16 protein-coding genes are annotated in these 14,525 nt (G+C 70.2%); 6 read left to right on the top strand and 10 right to left on the bottom strand.

The genetic code is table 11. The features are described from left to right. Positions 1-13: 13 nt before the first annotated feature. Complete coding sequence (locus ACI2JZ_RS00820; protein ID WP_404596230.1) at positions 14-1,225, bottom strand: cupin domain-containing protein; 1,212 nt, start codon at positions 1,223-1,225, stop codon at positions 14-16. A 154-nt stretch (positions 1,226-1,379) separates the two neighbouring features. Here ACI2JZ_RS00820 and ACI2JZ_RS00815 point away from each other — a divergent pair, with 154 nt between their 5' ends. The 3 genes from ACI2JZ_RS00815 to ACI2JZ_RS00805 all read left to right on the top strand — a co-directional run bounded on the left by ACI2JZ_RS00815 (position 1,380) and on the right by ACI2JZ_RS00805 (position 3,240). Beyond that, entirely contained in the window at positions 1,380-2,108 is a 729-nt protein-coding gene (locus tag ACI2JZ_RS00815; RefSeq protein WP_404596229.1) for a YoaK family protein, read from the top strand. An 80-nt stretch (positions 2,109-2,188) separates the two neighbouring features. Continuing rightward, entirely contained in the window at positions 2,189-2,698 is a 510-nt protein-coding gene (locus ACI2JZ_RS00810) for a redoxin domain-containing protein (protein WP_404596228.1), read from the top strand. After that, positions 2,698-3,240, top strand: a complete 543-nt coding sequence (locus tag ACI2JZ_RS00805; protein ID WP_404596227.1) for a DsbA family protein — start codon at positions 2,698-2,700, stop codon at positions 3,238-3,240. Before ACI2JZ_RS00810 ends, ACI2JZ_RS00805 begins: the two co-directional genes overlap by 1 nt. Before the next feature lie 100 nt (positions 3,241-3,340). On the opposite strand, the gene ACI2JZ_RS00800 is transcribed toward ACI2JZ_RS00805, so the two are convergent. The 5 genes from ACI2JZ_RS00800 to ACI2JZ_RS00780 form a co-directional block, all read right to left on the bottom strand. Then, on the bottom strand, positions 3,341-4,543 hold the full coding sequence (locus ACI2JZ_RS00800; RefSeq protein ID WP_404596226.1) for an MFS transporter: 1,203 nt from the start codon (positions 4,541-4,543) through the stop codon (positions 3,341-3,343). Positions 4,544-4,547: 4 nt separating this feature from the next. After that, the gene (locus ACI2JZ_RS00795) at positions 4,548-5,264 is read right to left on the bottom strand and encodes an alpha/beta fold hydrolase (RefSeq protein WP_404596225.1); all 717 of its coding nucleotides are present in this window, start codon (positions 5,262-5,264) and stop codon (positions 4,548-4,550) included. An 83-nt stretch (positions 5,265-5,347) separates the two neighbouring features. Continuing rightward, complete coding sequence (locus ACI2JZ_RS00790) at positions 5,348-6,226, bottom strand: alpha/beta hydrolase (protein WP_336640156.1); 879 nt, start codon at positions 6,224-6,226, stop codon at positions 5,348-5,350. Next, on the bottom strand, positions 6,223-7,551 hold the full coding sequence (locus ACI2JZ_RS00785; protein WP_404596224.1) for a helix-turn-helix domain-containing protein: 1,329 nt from the start codon (positions 7,549-7,551) through the stop codon (positions 6,223-6,225). The genes ACI2JZ_RS00790 and ACI2JZ_RS00785 overlap by 4 nt, the downstream gene beginning before the upstream one ends. Continuing rightward, positions 7,548-8,390, bottom strand: coding sequence for a helix-turn-helix domain-containing protein (locus tag ACI2JZ_RS00780; RefSeq protein WP_404596223.1), 843 nt, complete (start codon positions 8,388-8,390; stop codon positions 7,548-7,550). The genes ACI2JZ_RS00785 and ACI2JZ_RS00780 overlap by 4 nt, the downstream gene beginning before the upstream one ends. A 195-nt stretch (positions 8,391-8,585) precedes the next feature. Here ACI2JZ_RS00780 and ACI2JZ_RS00775 point away from each other — a divergent pair, with 195 nt between their 5' ends. Both ACI2JZ_RS00775 and ACI2JZ_RS00770 read left to right on the top strand, forming a co-directional pair. Continuing rightward, positions 8,586-9,530, top strand: coding sequence for a Dyp-type peroxidase (locus ACI2JZ_RS00775; RefSeq protein ID WP_336640153.1), 945 nt, complete (start codon positions 8,586-8,588; stop codon positions 9,528-9,530). 77 nt (positions 9,531-9,607) lie between these two features. Further along, positions 9,608-12,451, top strand: a complete 2,844-nt coding sequence (locus ACI2JZ_RS00770) for an AAA family ATPase (RefSeq protein ID WP_404596222.1) — start codon at positions 9,608-9,610, stop codon at positions 12,449-12,451. 15 nt (positions 12,452-12,466) lie between these two features. On the opposite strand, the gene ACI2JZ_RS00765 is transcribed toward ACI2JZ_RS00770, so the two are convergent. From ACI2JZ_RS00765 to ACI2JZ_RS00755, 3 genes are all read right to left on the bottom strand, one after another. Beyond that, on the bottom strand, positions 12,467-12,865 hold the full coding sequence (locus tag ACI2JZ_RS00765; protein ID WP_404596221.1) for a nuclear transport factor 2 family protein: 399 nt from the start codon (positions 12,863-12,865) through the stop codon (positions 12,467-12,469). Positions 12,866-12,964: 99 nt separating this feature from the next. After that, positions 12,965-13,150, bottom strand: a complete 186-nt coding sequence (locus ACI2JZ_RS00760; RefSeq protein WP_404596220.1) for a hypothetical protein — start codon at positions 13,148-13,150, stop codon at positions 12,965-12,967. A gap of 139 nt (positions 13,151-13,289) precedes the next feature. Next, positions 13,290-13,796, bottom strand: a complete 507-nt coding sequence (locus ACI2JZ_RS00755) for a septum formation family protein (RefSeq protein ID WP_404596219.1) — start codon at positions 13,794-13,796, stop codon at positions 13,290-13,292. A 182-nt stretch (positions 13,797-13,978) separates the two neighbouring features. On the opposite strand from ACI2JZ_RS00755, the gene ACI2JZ_RS00750 reads away from it, so the two are divergent. Further along, on the top strand, positions 13,979-14,152 hold the full coding sequence (locus tag ACI2JZ_RS00750; RefSeq protein ID WP_247622169.1) for a hypothetical protein: 174 nt from the start codon (positions 13,979-13,981) through the stop codon (positions 14,150-14,152). Between the two features lie 58 nt (positions 14,153-14,210). Here ACI2JZ_RS00750 and ACI2JZ_RS00745 read toward each other — a convergent pair whose 3' ends face one another. Continuing rightward, positions 14,211-14,495: a hypothetical protein gene (locus tag ACI2JZ_RS00745; RefSeq protein ID WP_247622168.1), complete on the bottom strand. Its 285-nt coding sequence runs from the start codon at positions 14,493-14,495 to the stop codon at positions 14,211-14,213. Between the last annotated feature and the right edge of the window lie 30 nt (positions 14,496-14,525).

Raw genomic sequence — 14,525 nt, 5'->3', positions numbered from 1 at the left:
CTTCGTCCGGTGCTCAGCGCAGCGGGGTGATCCCCTGCGCCCCGCGCGGGAACGTCGCGAGGATCGCCGGGTCGATGTTGAGATGCGCCGAGACGAGCTGCGGCGGAACGTGCGAGAGCCAGTTCGCGAGCGAGATCTCCTCGTACCTGTCGGTGCGGAACACCTCGAGGAACTGCAGCACGTCGTCACCGGTGTTCTCGATGTAGTGACCGAAGTTCTTGCGCACGACGCCCACATCGCCCGCGCGGAAGTCGGTCGTGTTGGCGTGCGGCCCCGTGTTGAACACGGTCATACGGGCGGAACCGCGCAGGTAGTACTGCCATTCGTCGGCGTTCGGGTGCCAGTGCAGTTCACGCATCGAACCGGGCTCGACCGTCACGAGCGCCGCGGCGACCGTTGTCGAGTACTTGTAGTTGGTGGAGTCCGCGATCTGGATCGATCCACCCGAGTTCTCGTAGAGCGGCTTCGACCGCGAGAGGCGGAAGATCACCGGCTCCATGCCCCACTCGACGCCCGCGGCGGCCTGATCGACCTCGAGGGCCGGCGGCTCGTCACCGGGGAAGATCCAGAGGTTGTGCAGCGGGATGTCGGAGAACACCTCCTGCGCCACGCCGAAGTTCTTGGCGAGCACCTCGGGAGGCGTGTGCGCGAACCAGTCGGTGAGCAGCAGCGTGTTCGACTCGGACTGGTCGCCGTCGTCGAACGCGAGCACGAACTCCGCGCCGTCCGGGCCCAGTCCCTGCAGGGAGTGCGGGGTGCCGGCCGGGAAGAACCACAGGTCGCCCTCCTCCACGTCCTCGACGGCGGGAAGACCCGAACGGCTCAGCGTCGTGACGCGCGCCTTGCCCCGAGTCATCACGGCCCACTCCGCGGTCTGGTGCCAGTGCAGCTCGCGGATGCCGCCGGGCTCCAGGTACATGTTCACCCCGGCGATCTCGTCAGAGATGTGGAAGTCCTGCTTGGTGAGCTCCCGCGCCCACCCGCCTCGCTGCACGCGTCGCGGGGAGATGTTGAACGACGACCAGAAGAACGGCTGCGTGCTGATGTCGGTCGCCGGAGCGTGCATCTGATTGGGGAACTGCGACTCGATGACCTCGTTCTGCGGCCCGCCCATGGTGTTGCTCTGCGGACGGTCGGCGATGTTCACCTCGCCCTCCTGCGGCAGGTCGGGGTTCCCGAGTGTCGGGACCTCGTGCCCCAGCTCGGCGTTCTCGGACGTGTCCATGCGGTGCTCCTTCGTGATGGTTCCGGACGATACCGAGGAGTCTGCTCCTTCGTCCATCGCCGGTACACACCCCCGTGACGAATCGGTTCTCGACTCTCGTCGGACGAGGTCCATCCCGCGCGGCGCTTGCATGGGGGCATCCCTGGAGGTCTTCATGTCGTCATCGATCGTTCGCACGCCCCGCCCCTATCCCCTGCTCGAGAGCGCGCCCGCCGCTGCCGCGCTCGCCCTGGTCTCGGGCCTGCTCAATGCCTGGACGTTCGGGCAGATCGGCACCTTCGCGACCGTGCAGTCCGGCAATCTGCTCTCGATCGGCTACTTCATGGCCGACGGAGACCCGTCGAGGGTGCTTGCGGCTGCGGCATCCGTCCTGTCGTTCGCCCTCGGTTCGTTCCTCTGCACGCTCGTCGTGCTGTGGCGGGCGCGAACCGGGCGCGGGTACTCGGTCGAGGTGCTGCTCTGCGAGGTGATCGCGCTCGCCGCGCTCGCCCTCGCGAGCGTCACGGGGGCGGTGGGGCCGGAGTGGATCGCCGGCGCGATCAGCTTCCTCGCCGGCGTGCAGGGCAATGCCTTCCACCGCGAGACCGGCATGCTCTACGGCAACATCGCCGTCACCTCGGTGGTTCAGATGGCCGCGAGTCTTCTCGCTCGAGCCGCGGGGAGGACGATCGCCTCCGACGGCGAGCCCCACCTGCGTCCGGCGGCGGCCTACACCTCGGTGCTCGTGGCGTTCGCGGCCGGCGGCGGCATCGGATTCGCCCTCGATCGGGCGTGGTCCTGCGCGTCGATCATCGGTGCCGCAGCGGTCCTCGGCATCCTCCTCCTCGTCGCCCGCTCCGCGCACGGTGCGGTCGATCCCTCTCAGAACGCGCCGACCCCGTGACATCCCTCCTCGACACCTGTCTGGTCGAGTCCGGACGCGCGCCCTAACCGGCGGCGACCGGCGGAAGGGAGAGTGGAGCCATGACAGACACCCCTGAGACCGAATGCCGCGAACGGATCCTCACCGCCTGGACCACGGCACCCGACTTCACGCTGCGCGTCACCGCCGATCAGTCGCTGCGGCTCGGTGAGCTCCGCGGTGCGCCGGTGGTCCTCGCCTTCTACCCCGCCGACTGGAGTCCGGTGTGCGGGGACGAACTCTCCGTCATCAACGCCGCGCTGCCGATGCTCCACGAGCGCCGCGCGCAGGTCGTCGCCGTGTCGGTCGACAACGTGTGGTCGCACGAGGCGTTCTCCTCCGCGCACGGGCTGCACTTCCCGCTCCTCAGCGACTTCGAACCGAAGGGCGCGGTCTCCCGCCTCTACGGCGCCTACGACGACAGCACCGGGGAGAGCCGTCGAGCCCTCTTCGTGATCGACGCGGCGGGTGTGATCGCCTGGAGCTATCTCTCCCCCGTCGCCCTCAACCCCGGCGTCGACGGCGTGCTGGACGCGCTCGACGCTCTCACCCCCGATGAAAGGAGAGGATGATGTCCTCGCTCCGCATTCCCGTCTCGACCGACGACCACAGCACCGGACCGGACGACGCCTCCGTCGTGCTCGTCGAATACGGCGACTACCAGTGCCCCTACTGCGGCGAGGCGTACCCGGTCGTCAAGAAGCTCCTCGCCGAACTGGGCGACCGCGTGCGCTTCGTGTTCCGCAACTTCCCGCTCGCCGAGATGCATCCCGAAGCGGTCGATGCGGCATTCGTGGCGGAATTCGCCGCGTCGCACGGCGCCTTCTGGGAGGTGCACGACATGCTTTACGAGAACCAGTCCCGACTCGGATCGCCGCTCTACGCCGAGATCTGCGCGAAGCTCGCCCTCCCCGTCGCCGATCTGCGCGCGGCGGTACAGGAGCAGCGTTACCTGTCGCGCATCCGCACGGACGAGGAGGGCGGCATCCGCAGCGGCGTGAACGGCACGCCCACGTTCTTCCTGAACGGGGAGCGGCTCGACGGCGGCACGGCCGAGCTGCCGGACGCCCTGCGCACGGCGGTGCAGCGCGCATCGGTCCAGCGCGCGTCCTGAGCGTCGAGACACCATCTCCGCCTCGAGACGTCACGGCACACGTGATGTCTCGAGGCGTTCGTGGTGTCTCGACGCGCGCGGTGCACACCGCGCAGTGCGCTCAGCGCGCGATGCGTCGCATCCGCAGCGCCGCCACCACCGTGACGACCGCCACGAGCACGACGAAGACCAGCAGCACGACGAGTTGCGGCACCACCGTGAGGGCGGCGCCGATCGCCAGCACCGGGACGGCGAGTCCGCAGTAGGCGACCAGGAAGATCGCGGCGAGCGTCTCGCCCCGGCGACCCGGCTCGGCGATCTCGGATGCCGTGGCCAGGGCGCACTTGAACAGCGCCCCCACGCCCGCACCGGCGACGACGCCACCGACCAGGAACAGGACGAACGACGGCAGCACGGCGCCGAGCGCGATCGCCGCGAGACCGATCCCGCAGGCGAGTGCGGCGAAGAGCAGTTGCGAGCGCCGTGACACCCGGGCGAGGAGCACCTGGGCGGCGGCCGCGGAGCCGAAGACGAGGAAGACCGTGACACCGGCGACGAGATGACGGGTCTCGCCGAAGGTGCCGACGAGCAGTGTCGGGGCGAGCGAGGTGAACAGGCCGAAGAGGGCGAACCCGGCGAAGGCCGCGAACCCCGCCGCCACGAATGCTCCGCGCGACGACGCGGGGACCGCGATCCGCTGCGGCCGGTACTGCCGGTGCTGCGGCGCGACCGTCTCGGGCACGAGCGCCACGGCGATGGCCAGACAGATCAGCACGATCGCGAACACGGTGTGCGGCAGATGCAGCGGATCGGGGAGGTAGTCCGCGAACACCCCTCCGATGAGCGGTCCGAGCGCGAGTCCCCCGAGGTTGGCCCCGCCGGCCACCGACGCCGCGACGATCGCGTTCTCGTCGGGTCGGGCTCGAGCGCGCAGCTCGCCGAGGTGCGCGGTGGCGGTCGCCGTGAGGATGCCGATGCTCACGCCGTTCACCACGCGGGCGACGAGGAGACCGGCGACGTCGGTGAAGATCATGAAGAGCACGGCGGAGAGCGCCGAGACGAGGATGGCGATCACCAGCATCCGCCGGCGCCCCATCCAGTCGCTCACGTGACCGAGCAGGAACAGGCTCGCGACCACTCCGACCGCGTAGGCGGCGAAGACGACCGTGACCACCGATACGGGGAATCCGTCGAGCTGCTGGTACAGGGGATACAGCGGCGTCGGCACGGTCGAGTACGCCATCACCAGCAGGAAGGCGACGGCGACGACCCAGAACCCGGTCGTTCGGCCGGCAGGAGCTTCGATATCGGTCACAGCGCTCATTCTGTCAGCGCACGGCGTCGGCGGCGTCGACGATCAGCCGGGCGACATCGCCGGGGTGGGTGTGCAGCACGAGATGCGGACCGGGCAGTTCCACGAGCTCGCGCACGCCCGCCCGGTCGAGTCCGAAGCGCACCGCCTCGGGGTTGATGAGGCGGTCGGCGGTCGCCACGACGCCCCACGACGGTCGGTCGAGCCAGGCGGCGACCGTCGCGGGTTCCGCCAGCACCTCCGCGTCGAGCGGGCGCTGGGTGACGGCGAGCACGGCGGCCTCGTCTGCCGGGATGCCGAGGGCCGTGAGGAAGGGGAACTCCTCGATCCTCACCGAGATCTCCGCGGCATCCGCTTCTCCGGGCACGGGATAGGCCGCCTCGTCGAAGTACGGCATCGCCTCCGGGTCCGGGAAGCGGCGGTGCACGTCCTGCGCGCTCTCCCCCACCTCGAGCACGTACCCCTCGATGAAGACGAGGCCGCGGACGTTCGCCGCGTCGCCGGCGACACCCGCGACCGTGGCACCGTACGAGTGCCCGACGAGCAGCACCGGGCCATCGATCCGTTCGACGAAGGAGCGCACGTACGCGGCATCCGCAGCGAGGCTCCGGTTCGAGATCGCCGGCACCCGTACCTCGAGGCCCTCGCCGAGGAGCCGCATCGCGACCGGCGACCAGCTCGCCCCGTCCGAGAACGCTCCGTGCACCAGCACGACCGTGGGCTTGATGGCCATCTCACACTCCCTTGCGCCGGATCTCCGGCTCTCTTCCCCGACGCTACGGCAGAGGAGGCTCGGCCCTTTCCGACCGCTTGTCGTCAGTGCATTGGACGACTGTCGAGTGCGCCGTGCTCGACCTCGCGGAGGAACGCACCGACGACCGCGTTGAACGCCTCGGGGTTCTCGAGGAACGGGAAGTGCGAGGAGGCGATGTCGCGCGGGAAGACGTGCACGCGAGCGCCGGGGATGCGTTCCGCCAGCCACCGCTGCGACTCCGGGGGCACATGGCTGCCGTCGCATCCGATCACGAGGGTGGGGACGCGGATGCCGCGCACCACGTCGCGCCAATCCTGGGTGCCGTGATCGATGAGCAGGGGCACCGCGGCATGCGGCGGCGTGCGGGCGACCTCGCTCATGACGAAGGACCAGAGCTCCTCGTCCACCGGGCCGGAGAACATGCCGCGCACGAACGCCCGCACCGCGCTCTCGGCCTCCGGACCGGCGACGGCATCGGCCAGGGCCACGAGGCCGTCGACGGGCAGGATGCTCCCCGCCCGCACACGCTCCTCCTCGCTCATCCAGGACTGCGCGATGACCGCGGCGGGCTGGTCGACGACGACGAGGGAGCGCACGCGCGCGTCACCGAAGAGTTCGAGGTACGACCAGGCGACGGATGCACCCATCGACCACCCGAGCAGATCGACACGATCCACGGCGAGCGCCTCCAGCACATCCCGCAGGTCGGCGGCGAAGCGGGCGATGCGGTAGCCGTGGGTCGGCGCCTCCGAGCCTCCGTGCCCGCGCATGTCGAAGCTGATCACGCGGCGCGCGCCGAAGCCGGTGAGCTGGTGGCGGAACATCTCCTGCGATTGCGACCAGCCGTGCAGGAGCAGCAGGGGGACGCCGTCTCCCCCGGTGTCGTGGGCGCGGAGCACGACACCGTCGCTCGTGGTCACCTCGATGCGGCGAGCGCTCATCGGATGTGACCCGCGTTCTCCCAGTAGGCGGCGAGCTTGAGCCCGAGGTGCAGGGCGCTGCGCTGCATGCCGTCGTCGAGGGCGTCACGCACCACCTGGGGCATGTTCTCGAGCCGGTAGTACAGCGTCGTGCGGTGGATGTGGAGCACCTCGCACACCTGTCGCACGTGCCCGGCGTTGTCGAGGAGCGCCTCGACGGTCTGCCGGCGCAGCGGGTCGGCGTCGTGCACAAGGGCGAAAGCGGCGGGCGAGTACCAGGAGAGTCGGCGGGGGTCGGTGAGCACGTCGGAGATCAACAGCCAGGGACCGACGTCATCGGCGTGCAGGCTCCTGCCGAGTTCGGGGAGGAGCTCTGCGACGGTGGCGGTGGCGATGGCCCGCTCGGCGACGGGATGCAGATCGTTGTCGGCGTCGGAGAGCCCGGCCGCGCCGATGGCGCGCAGGAGCACCCCTGCGCGCTCTGCTTCGGCGACGACGGCGGCGTCGAGGCGCTCGGTCTCGCCGCGGCGGCCGAGGAACAGCAACGCAGCGCCGATCTCGCCGATCAGTACGAGCGCGGACCGAGTGGCACTCTCGACGGCGCGGCCGAGTGCGGCGCGCTGGACGACGCCCGTGTCGTGGCCGATCGCGACGGCCCGCACGAGGGTGTCGGCGTCGCGGGTGACGCCGTGCGCGCGCACCGCCATGCTCAGAGCATCGCGACGGGCGATGGGGTCGGCGGCCAGTAGCGAGCGCATCACTCCGTCCCGAGCCGTGAGTGCGGTGCTCTCGCTCTGGGCGGCGAGGACGGTGCGTACGACGTCGACGGCCGCGTCCAGGGCGCGGAACTGCTCCTCGCGCAGCGGAGGCAGCCCACCGGTGATGAGCCACAGGATTCCCAGGAGGGTGTCGTCCGACCAGATCGGGACCGCGAGGCGCTCATGGGCGCCGAACTCCGCGAGGTCCACGGTCCGCGGCCTCCGGGACTGCGTCAGGCGCAGGCTCTCGACGTACGCCCGTTCCCGCGGCGGGGTGACCCGACGCAGGAGTGCCCGTGCGCGGAGCTCGTCGATCTCGTCGCCCTGCGCGCTGGCGACGATGGGGCGGAATGCGGGGTCGTTGATGACGATCGAGCGGTCGAGTGTCTCGGCGAGCTCGTCGACCAGGTCCTGCAGGTTCATGCCCACCACGCGTCCGGGTACGGTGAGGAGGTCGCCTCCGGATGCCGCGGGGTGATGGTCATGCTGCTCCTCCCGGCCCGCGTCGTCGGGCCTCGCGCCCGACGCTACGGGAGCGAGGGCGAGCGCTGGGAGGCCCGCGTCGTCCCACCCGCCGCTCATGGTCATCGCGCCGCCTCCACCGCATCGGCGCCGATGCCGCCGGGCAGTTGATCGGCCAGTCGGGCGAACACGGCGGCGGTGACGGCGCCCGGCGGTGCCGAGAGCACCGTGAGCTGGTACCCGGGCATGCTGCGCACCGCGAAGTTCTGGGCGTCCACCGGGATCTCCCCCGCTCCCTCTACGAGGATGTGGAACGTCGCATCCTCGGGGCCCGACACGTCGTGCCGCGCCCAGATGCGCACGAAGTCGGGATCCGACGACAGCTCGGCCACGATCTCCCGCAACCGAGGAGAGTGCGGTACGGCGTCGCGTCTCAGCGTGGCGACGGCTGCGCGGCTCATCGCCTCCCACTCCACGAGCGTCTCCTTCATGCGGGGCACGAACAGATGACGCAGCTGATTTCCGCCTGCAGAGAGACCGCCGTGCCCGAATACGGTCGCGAGAGGGTTGGCGGCGACGATGTCGCGGTGCGGATCGGTGACGTACGCCGGCGTGTGCGTCCAGGCGGACAGCGCGCGCACGATGCGGTCGGCCGAGTCCCGGGGAACGTGAGCGGGGGTGTGCAGCCGTCCCGAGACGAGGCGGAAGGCGTAGGCGGTCGCCTCGTGGTCGAGCCGGAGCGCCCGGCAGAGAGACAGGAGCACCTGGTCGGAGGGGCGGGCCCCGCGGCCCTGCTCCAAGCGCAGGTAGTACTCCCTGCTGATCCCGGCCAGGGCGGCGACCTCGTCGCGACGGAGGCCCGCGACCCGCCGTCCGGGGGTGGGAACGATCCCCACGTCCTCGGGCTGGGTGACGGCGCGGCGGGCGCGGAGGTACTCTCCGAGAGAGGTCGATGCATCGTCCACAGGGCGGGCTCCGGTCGTCGAGGGGATGGGGCGTCTGCGACGCTACCCGCGTGCGAGGGAGCGCACATCACCCGCCCCGGGGGCGCACATCCCCTCCCCGCTGTCGCGTGGCCGTTCGTCATCTGTCGGATGCGCCGCACGCCGCGTTCCGCGAGACTGGCGCTGTCACAGTCCACATGGGAAGGATCGGCGCGTATGACGGATCAGGACCCCCGGGGTGCGGTGCAGGCGGTCGCATCGCCCCTCACGGCGAATGCCGTCTTCCTCGTCGTCGACGTCGCCCCCGGCGCAGCCGATCGGGTGCGCGACGTCCTCGCCGATCTCGCCGGATCGATCAAGTCCCTCGCCTTCCCCTACTCCGATTCCGCGCTCACCTGCACGGTCGGGATCGGGAGTGCGATCTGGGACGAGCTCACGGCGCTCCCCCGTCCGGCTCAGTTGCGCCCGTTCACCCCCGTGGTCGGCGCGCACCACACCGCCCCGTCGACCCCCGGAGACCTGCTCTTCCACATCCGGGCCGAGCGTGCCGACGTCTGCTTCGAGTTCGAACGCCGTCTGCTGGAGTCGCTCGGCGACGCCGTCCGCGTCGTCGACGAGACCGTGGGGTTCCGCTCCTTCGACCGGCGCGATCTCCTGGGATTCGTCGACGGGACGGCGAATCCGATCGGTGCCGAACTCGACGCAGCGGTGCTGGTCGGAGACGAGGACCCCGCGCACCGCGGTGGCTCGTACATCGTCACGCAGAAGTACCTTCACCCCCTCGCCGCCTGGCGTGCCCTCCCGACCGAGACGCAGGAGGCGATCATCGGGCGCACGAAGCTCGAGAACGTCGAGCTCGACGATGCACCGTCGGGTCAGCAGTCGCACAAGTCCCTGGCGACCATCGTCGACGAACAGGGCGTCGAGCACGACATCCAGCGCGACAACATGCCGTTCGGCCGCCCGGGCCATGATGAGTTCGGCACGTACTTCCTCGGATGCTCCCGCGATCTGAGCGTCATCCAGCGGATGCTCGAGCGCATGTTCCTCGGCGATCCGCCCGGACTGCACGACCGCCTCCTCGATTTCTCCACCGCCGTCACCGGCTCCGTGTTCTTCGCCCCGCGACCGGAGGTTCTCGCCGCTCTCGGGGACGGCTGACCGCCACTCGGAGAGCGACCCCGCGTCCGTTCGACGGCGTGATCAGCTTCGCCGTGCGCATCCGTCATAATCGGATCATGCACGATACATCCGATGGCGGAGCCGTCGGATCCGACCGCGCTCTCCTCGCCGGCTCCCCCGCGGCGCACGCGGCTCCTCTCCGCGGTCGCGACGACGCTCTGACGGACATCCTCGACGTGCTCACCTCCGTGCGCGACGGCGCCGGCGGTCCGGTTCTGGTGCGCGGCATGCCGGGCATCGGTAAGACGCGATTGCTCGCCGAAGTGCTCGCCCGCGCTTCGGTGTCCGACTGGCGCACGCTGGTCATCGCCCCGGACGTCGACGAATCGACCGTGCCTCTCGCGGCCCTCCTCGAGGCCTCGCTGCGCGGATCCTCCCCGCTGCTGACACCCGCCGATCTGCAGCCGGTGCTCTCCGGCGGCGAGCACCGGTACTGGGTCACCCGTCTGCTCCTCGACCGTCTCGAGCAGGCCGCGGCCGAGCATCCCCTCCTGATCGTCATCGACGACCTGCAGTGGCTCGACACCGCCTCCGTGACCACGCTCATCGCGCTCGTGCGCGGACTCGCCGACCAGCCCGTCGCGTGGCTCGTCGCCGCACGCGACGGCGTCCTCCCTTCCGCGCATGCTCGTGCGGCAGCGCACATCGCCGCGGAGGGTCTCGTCATCGAGCTCGCTCCGCTCGACTCCTCGGCATCGGCGGAGATCGCCGCCGACATCGCCGGTGGTACCCCCGGTCCTGTGCTGCGTGCGGCACTCGACCAGACGGCCAACGTTCCCCTCCTCGTCGTCGAACTCGTGCGCGGGCTCCGCGAGGAGCACCTCCTGGCCCGACACGCGGGGTCCGTCGACGCGGTGGATGCCGCCGTGCCGGCGAGGTTCGGTGCGGCCGCGCGCGAACGACTCTCCTCGATCTCACCGGCCGCCCGGCGATTCGCGCAGGTGGCGAGTCTGTTCGGACGCAGGTTCCGCCTGCGCGACGTGCTCCGCGTGCTGGACCTCTCGGCGGCGGCCGCCGCGCCATCGGTCGACGAGCTTCTCGCGGAGTCGATCCTCGTCGGGGACGGCGCGGCTCTCGCCTTCACCCACGACACCCTGCGGGAAGCGGCCGATGCGTCGATCGCGTCACCCATTCGCCCCGCGCTGCTCCGAGAGGTCGTGCGGGTGCGCCTGTCGTCGGGCGAGCCGGCATCGGCTGTCGCGCCCGCTCTGATCGAGGCGGCGGAGCCCGGCGACGAGGACTCTTTCGTCCTGGTCGCCGAGGCCGCTCGGGACATCTCGGCGACCGACTCCGCGTTCGCCGCCGATCTGGCGGCCGCGGCGATCCGCCTCGCGCTGCACGTCCCGCGACTGGTCGTTCGCGCCGCCGAACTCCTCCCGCTCGTGTGGACCGACGGCCGCCACGACGAGGCCCAGGCGGTCACGACCGCACTGGCGCCCTATCTCTCCGCCGATCTGCGCGCCCGCGCTCTGCTGGCCGTCGCCCGACGCCAGACCGAGTTCTCGTTCGATCGAGCGATCGCGACCTGCGACGAGGCACTCGGCATCCGCGGGATCGCACGCAGCACTCGGGCCGAACTCCTCGCCGTTCGCGCGCTCAACTGCGCGAACCGCGCCGACTTCGCCGGTCTGGAAGAGACGCTCGCCCTCGCGCGGGAGGTCGCCGATCCCGAGACCGATCATCTCGCCCTGGCGACCATCGACGCGACCGATTCGGTCTACCAGTTCAACAGCGGCCACCACGATCGGGCGGTGGAGCTCATCGACGCCGCACTCCGCCGCGCCGAGGAAGCCGGACTCGTCACATCGCGCTGGCTCCCCGAAGGCCTCTGGCCCGCATTCCTGCACAACTCGATGGGCGATCCCGAGCTTGCCCTGCAGCTGGCCGACCTCGGGCTGTCCGAGGCACGCGCAGCGGGCAGCGCGGTGGCCGAGGCGTTCTGGATGATGGTGCGCACCCGTGTGCTCTACGACGGCGGACGGATCGACGAGGCCCGTGTGCTGGCCGAGGCCGTACTCGCGCTGTCCGCCGAGCTGGGGCTGGGAGACTTCGCCAACGCCACGGCCGGGGGCGTGCTCTTCCGCATCTCTCTCCACACCGGTGACGCGCAGATCCGCGCGCAGGCCAAGCCGATCGTCGAGGCACTCGCCACGAGCACCGCCGTGACGAAGGCCGGCCGCTGGCTCCTCGCCGTCGAAGCCATCGACGAGGGGCGACTCGACGATGCGGTCTCCGCCAGCGATCTCGCCCGGGCAGGGCTCGACGCACCCGTGCCTCCCATGACGACCCCGTCGGACTTCTCCGACGACATCGTGCTCGCCGACCTCGCCGTGCGCACGAACGACGCCGAGACCATCGCCGCCGTGCTGAAGCGCACGAGTCGTCGCTGCGAGCTCAACCCCGGCAGCGTCTTCTCCCGCGCCGTGCACGATGCCGTGGTCGGACGCACGGGCGCAGACCCCGCCGCACTCGACGCCGCAGCATCCGCCCTGCGCGAACTGTCGCGTCCGCTGGTGCTGGCCCGCGTGCTGGAGCTGCGTCCCCTCGTGGGCGGCGACGAACAGCAGGCACGACGAGCGCTCGACGAAGCGCTGGAGATCTACGAATCCCTCGGAGCCGTGCGTGACGCGAGTCGAGTGCTACGCGCACTACGCACGCGGGGTGTCCGCCGCCGGCCGGCCCGGCGCGGCGCGCCCGAACTGCTCTCGACCCGCGAACGCCAGGTCATCGAGCGCGTGGCGCTCGGGGCCACGACCCAGCAGATCGCCGACGCGCTGTTCATGTCGCCGCACACCGTGGTCTCGCACATCCGACACCTCTACGCGAAGACCGGCGTCAACTCCCGCAGCGCACTGCGCCTCTGGTACGCGAGCGCCAGTGAGGAACGCGAGACCGCCTGACGCCGAGGTGCCCGCTCAGGCGTGCACCTGATGCCAGGTGCAGATCCGCGAGCCGTCGAGGCGGAAGCTCCCGAACCCCAGCACCTCGCACTTCTCGCCCTCCGGGAGGCGCAGGTGCAGCACCTGCTCGGTGAGCACGGTGTCTCCTGCCACCGCGACGGTGACGAGCGCCGTCGACCATTCCGCGAAGCGCGACCTGATCTCCTCGATCATCGCCAGCATCTCCCGGCGACCCGTCACGCCCCGGTTGTGCGAAGGACGGTAGACGACGTCCTCGGTGAGGAACGGCAGCAGTTCGCCCACGCCGCCCTCGTTCAGCACCGCGACGAAATCGCGGACGATGAGCTCTCGCTCCATCTGCTGGATCCCGTCCAGCGCCTCGCGGCGGATATCTTCCACGGCGATACCTCCCATCCGGTGCCCCTCACGCTAGGGGCACCGGATGGGCCGGGCATCCGACGTGCGTCGAGAGTCCGAAGGACGGATGCCGGATCGGTGCGTCGCCGGCGTCGGTCACCCGGCGACGGCGGAAGACCGGCGCGCCATGAGATCGTAGGCATCGCGCACGGCATCCGCCGTGGTCTCGACCTCTTCGTAGTAGTGGGTGAACCCGCGCTCGTCGCGGACGACGAGCGAGACGCGGACCGTCCCGGTGCGAGCGGCGGCGGACGGCAGGGGGACGACTCCAGTGGGGGACATGGAACTCCTTCGTGATCGTGCGGGCCGGAGGAGTCCACACCGTCCGGCCCCACTAGGAAGACGCCGCGAACGCCGGTTCATTACGCCGACACGCGAGAATTCCTCGGCGATGGCCCGCTGAGGTCGTCGCCCCTCCTCGTCAGCGCGCGACGCCCTGGAGCGAGCCCTGCACCTGCGCGCTGGGGTCGAAGACGATGCACTGGATCAGGCGGTCGTCGTAGTCCTCCCAGCCGCCCGTGCTCGGCGTGAGGGCGCTGTACTCGAACACCGAATCCGCGTAGGCGATGCCGACGAAGCTCTCGAACTGCGCGAGGCAGTTCTCCTCGGCAGCGGCCGAGATCGCTTCGTCGCCCGGGAACTCGCCCTCGGGCATCTCGTGCTCGTAGTAGACCTCGTTGTCATGCGGGTCGGCGCAGGGCACGACGGGCAGCTCGCTGACCTGTTCTGCGACCGTGTCGTTGAAGCAGTCGCCGAGTTCGAGTGTGAAGACGCTGAGGTCACCGCCCTCCGTGATCTCCGCGCTGTCGGCATCGCGAACCGCGTTGCCCCCTCCGACCAGGTCGGTGATGACCGAACAGCCAGACAGCACGGCCACTGCCGCCACTGCCGCGATCGCTGCGGTTCCAAGACGTGATGCACGCTTCATGTGCGTTCCTCTCCGGGGCGCGCTCGGGAACGCGCGTTCTCTCCCCGGACTATCAACGTGCCGGCCCGCGAAATCTGACGATGACGGCAGAACTACACGCCTGGGACGCCTTCGTCAACGGCCTCTCCAGCCGGGGTCGCACACTCATAGCGTGGGGCCCTCACCGACGAGAGGAGCATCCGATGTCCAATCCCCCACCGATCCCTCCGATCCCGTCGCTCGGAGACGAGTCGGACGATGATCGCGACGGAGTCCCCACGCTCGAGGTCGACGGCGCGGAAGAGGTCGATCCCGATATCGACGGCACGCAGGTCGACAGCGCCGAGGCCGATCGGATCGCCGCAGAGGGCGAGTGAACGAGACGTCCGACGGGCGGGCGCGAACAATCGCATCCGCCCGTTACGGGATGCCGACTCAGTTGGCCAGCAACGGCGGGAGATGAGGAATCTGCACCGGGCGGGTGGCCCGGCTCGATCCGTGCATGCGCTCGACGTCGGCGAGCACCTCGAAGGCGTTCGAATAACGCATCGCGAGCGGCAGGTCGCGGACCCACACCACCTCGACCTCGGTCTCGGCGTATTCGTAGACGCACGCGACGATGTGACGCGGGTCGTTCGCAGGGAAGCGCTGGTCGTTGATCACCCATTCGGTCGGGGTGATCCGACGCAGCACGTAGCGCGGTTCTGGATCCTCTGTCATGTCGGCCCTCCAAGACTCTTTCCCCTTAAG

This window comes from Microbacterium sp. NPDC087868, from assembly GCF_044900755.1.
Taxonomy (GTDB): Bacteria; Actinomycetota; Actinomycetes; order Actinomycetales; family Microbacteriaceae; genus Microbacterium; species Microbacterium galbinum.
This window is presented reverse-complemented; position numbering and strand designations above follow the sequence as displayed.